Raw genomic sequence first — 4,182 nt, 5'->3', positions numbered from 1 at the left:
CATCTCAGAAGCATCGGTGCCTGAGTGCCCTTCACGGTAGCTGAATTTCAAGCAAAGTGTCTAAGTACTTTTCCGGGATTTTATCGCGATCGCGAGTCCGATCTCGTAGTTTCGGCGGGCCGCGATCGCAGCGTTGGGTTTAGCGCGTAGATTGGCTCTCCCGTTGCCATCGACACTGCCATGTAAAGCATATTCTGACGCTCTGGCTCCGCGAAGCTGACGCTGTAAATGAAGCCATCTTGCTGCCACATAATAGAGGAGAACATGGAGACCGGACGTTTCGTCGATCCGTCCAGAACGTAGCCCTGAATTCGCGGTGTTAGCTGAATTGGATTTGCAGCGGCGCGATGCTGTTTTAGCTCTTGCTGGACGATCGCGTCGTTTGGGCTGGCGACCGCAAACGTTCCTATCAGACAAAACGGCGACCCTTCTCCGCAGCTATACAGTCCTATGGTAAGACCGGGAGATGTGTCCGAGGCAAAGACGTGGACCCTCAGACTCTGAATGAACTCCTCATCCGCAGGACCTCCCAGCAGGATTTGCGTGGGTAGACGCATGGCAAACCGGGGCGGCAGCGCCTGTTGAATTTGATCAAGGCGGGAGCGAAAAATGTCAGCAGGAGCCGCTGTTGCGCTCCAAGTCGCTCCGACAGGTGACAGCAGAACCACTGCCGCTAAATAGCTATGCTGCAAGTGTGAAAACACAAAAATGCCTAAGCTCAGATGCGTTGAACGATCTGAGAGAATTTTACAGCAGAAAATAAACGGCTCTGTAACCTACTGTACGGTGCCGAGCGATCGACGCTTAGGACTGTGGATTAAATGTGGACTCAATAATGCCAGTTCCGGTTAAGCCTGAAGACAACTCAGGCTTCCATTCAGCAATGCCTAACGCTCGAAAAGCCTGCGGGTACCCGCAGGCTTTTGAGTTCTCGAACGGCTTCGGCATCCCTGCGACGTTACTCGTCGCCTTCGAGCGCAGCCAACTCTTCGCTAGATTTGGGCACAAGGGCAACCGCCGCGATCGCGTCGTCCTCATCGAGTCGCTGCACCCGCACTCCAGTCGCTGGGCGAGACTGCGACGAAATCGCGTTCACCGCTTGGCGAATGATGATGCCTCGATTGGTGATGATCATCAACTCATCGTCTTCGTTGACGATGTGGAGAGCGGCAAGATGGTCGCCCTTCTTACGGAACTTCGTTGCCACAATGCCCATTCCCGCCCGGTTTTGCAAGCGGAACTGAGCTACCGGAACGCGCTTACCGTAGCCGCTCGTGGTCACGATGAGAATCCAGGGTCCAACGCTGCGGGCAAGTTCAGCATTGTCGCCGTTCTCACCGCCATTCTCGCTAGCATCCTCCACGTCCACGTCTACATCAGACTCTAGTGCCTGAGCCAGATCTGCCACAATTTGACCGGGCAGAATATCCATGCCGACCAGACTGTCGCCATTGCGCAGAGACATGGCTCGGACGCCTCGCGTCGCCCGTCCCAGCGGACGCAACTGCTCGTGATTGGCGCGGAAGTGAATGGATTTGCCCAGACTGGAGCCGATGATGATGCTGTCTTCCTGACGAGCGCGACGGACCCAGCGCAGCTGGTCGCCGTCCTCTAAGGAGATGGCGATCAAGCCGTTGGTGCGGATATTGCTAAAAGCAGCAAGGGCAGTTTTCTTGATGTAACCTTTGTTGGTCAGCATCACCAGATACTCATCGTCGCTAAACTCCGTGACCGGAATCACCGACGTAATTCGCTCCTCACGAGGGATTGGCAGCATTTGAACGATCGGCGTCCCCCGCGACGTGCGCGACCCTGTAGGAATCTGGTACGCCTTGAGGCAGTAGACAACCCCGCGATCGCTAAAGAACAGCACGCTGTCATGGTCGTGGCAGGTGAGGAAGTGCTCGACCCCGTCGTCTTCTTTCATCCGGGTGCCCGCTTTGCCTTTGGTCGCGCGGCTCTGCGCCTCGAAGGTGTTGACGGGCATCCGCTTGATGTAGCCCTGCTCGGTCAGCAGAATCACCGCCTTTTCGTTGGCGATGAGATCCGCATCCTCTAGTTCATCCTCCGACTGCTCAATTACGGTGCGACGCGGAGTCGCGTGGGTGGTCCGCAGCTGGGTCGCTTCTTCAACAATGATATCGAGGATGCGATCGCGCCGTGCCAGAATGTCTTGCAGGTCCGAGATCTGGCGCTGGAGGTCGTTGTGCTCCTGATGGATTTTTTCGGCTTCTAGCGCGGTTAAGCGGCGCAGTTGCATTTGCAGAATCGCGTCTGCCTGTGCTTCCGAGAGGCGGTAAGTTTCGATGAGTTCCAGCCGAGCGGTGGGCGCATCGGCAGCGTGGCGAATCAAGTCAATAATGGCATCCAGGTTTTCCAGCGCAATCAGCAAGCCTTGCAGCAGGTGATCCCGCTCTTCCGCTTTGCGAAGCTGGTAGCGCGTGCGACGAGTGATTGCCTCAACGCGAAACTCCAAAAACACGCTGAGAAACTGCTTCAGCGTCAAGAGCTGCGGTTCGCCGTTAACCAGCGCCAGCATGTTTGCGCCAAAGTTTGCTTGCAGCGGCGTTTGCTTGTAAAGGTTGTTCAACACAACCCGTGGGTAAGCGTCTCGCCGCAGTTCGATAACGACGCGCATTCCATCGCGATCGCTCTCGTCTCGCACGTCCGAGATGCCTTCAATCCGGTGATCATTCACCATCTCGGCGATCTTTTCGATCAGCGCGGCTTTGTTGGTCTGGTAAGGCAGTTCGGTAATGATAATGGCTTCGCGATCGGGGCGTCCGCGCTGCTCGATCGTTTCGATGCTGGCGACGCCACGCATAATAATGGAGCCGCGTCCAGTCGTGTATGCCTCGCGGATTCCGGTCTTTCCTAGCACCTGCGCCCCCGTAGGAAAGTCAGGACCAGGAATGTACTGCATCAGTTCCAGGTCGGTCAACTCCGGGTCGCGGATCAAGGCAATCAATCCGTCGATCAGTTCACCCAGGTTGTGCGGCGGAATGTTTGTCGCCATGCCGACGGCAATTCCAGAGGAGCCGTTCAGCAGCAGCTGCGGCACGCGCGCGGGCATCACCAGCGGTTCTTGTTGCGACCCGTCGTAGTTTGCTCCGAAGTCTACGGTTTCGGATTCGATGTCGCGCAGCAGCGCGTCGGTGGTTAGTGCTCGCAGGCGGCATTCGGTGTATCGCATGGCAGCAGGTGGGTCGTTATCCACCGAGCCGAAGTTGCCATGCCCGTCAATTAAGGGCGATCGCATCGAGAAGTCTTGCGCCATCCGCACCAGCGCGTCATACACGGCGGTGTCGCCGTGGGGATGGTATTTACCAATCACGTCTCCAACGACGCGAGCGCACTTACGGAAAGGGCGATCGGGCGATAAGCCCAATTCGTGCATGGCGTAGAGAATCCGACGATGCACGGGTTTGAGTCCGTCTCTGGCATCGGGAAGCGCCCGCCCGACAATTACGCTCATCGCGTATTCCAGGTAGGACCGCGACATCTCGTTGCCTAAATCAGTGGGAATGATCCGGTCCTGAGGCGACTCCTGGGAAAAGGTCATACTGTGAGAAACTCCGCGAGTGCAAACGTGCCACAACCTGCAAGAACACCCCAGCGAACTCCATCGCGTCGGGGCTGTCCTCGTCGCTGCTAAAGCAAGCGTCTTTCTTCGATTGTATCATGCGGAGCTATTTTTGACGGGCAGTTATTTTTTAGCGCCAGGGCTGGAAAACCGCACTGCGAAAGCTTTTCAAGGATGTATCCAGGATTCCCTTTTGCAGCGGTGAACCGCCACTCGCCTGAAACATCTGTACTAAATGGCGATGGCTGTCAAGTTCTATCCAGTGACGAGTCGAGTTGGAGAGAGGGCGTATCCGATCGTTGAGGGATAGGACTGATGCGGAGCCACGGAGACGCGGAGATTTTAATCTATTTTCTGGCTCTCCGCGTCACTGCGTCGCCCCTTCTCCGTATCGTCTTCACGTTCTCCCAATCATCATTTAGATGCGCTAGATGCGCCCCAACCAAACGAGCGCTTGCAACTTCCCAAATTGCCAACTCCGAATTCCGAACTCCGAATTCCGAATTGGTATTGATATCAAGTTGCCCTCCATGACCAATTCGCCAAGTTTCACGCGGTATAGTGGTACCGAAACGTCAGAGTCGGCTATGCGGGTCAAA

At 56.1% G+C, this 4,182-nt stretch carries 2 protein-coding genes; both read right to left on the bottom strand.

From position 1 onward, the window contains the following. Positions 1-80: 80 nt before the first annotated feature. A complete protein-coding gene (locus H6F43_RS07220) occupies positions 81-692 on the bottom strand; it encodes a hypothetical protein (RefSeq protein WP_190342100.1) in 612 nt (203 codons plus the stop codon). A gap of 266 nt (positions 693-958) precedes the next feature. Next, the gene (gene gyrA / locus H6F43_RS07215; RefSeq protein WP_190342098.1) at positions 959-3,562 is read right to left on the bottom strand and encodes a DNA gyrase subunit A; all 2,604 of its coding nucleotides are present in this window, start codon (positions 3,560-3,562) and stop codon (positions 959-961) included. Between the last annotated feature and the right edge of the window lie 620 nt (positions 3,563-4,182).

The sequence above is a fragment of the Leptolyngbya sp. FACHB-36 genome (assembly GCF_014695955.1).
Lineage (GTDB): Bacteria > Cyanobacteriota > Cyanobacteriia > Leptolyngbyales > Leptolyngbyaceae > FACHB-36.
The sequence above is the reverse complement of the archived record's forward strand: the minus strand, read 5'-3'. Positions and strand labels throughout refer to the sequence as shown.

Excerpts from the sequence above, each read along its gene's own strand:
- gyrA (WP_190342098.1), bottom strand. The coding sequence starts at position 3,562 with ATGACCTTTTCCCAGGAGTCGCCTCAGGACCGGATCATTCCCACTGAT.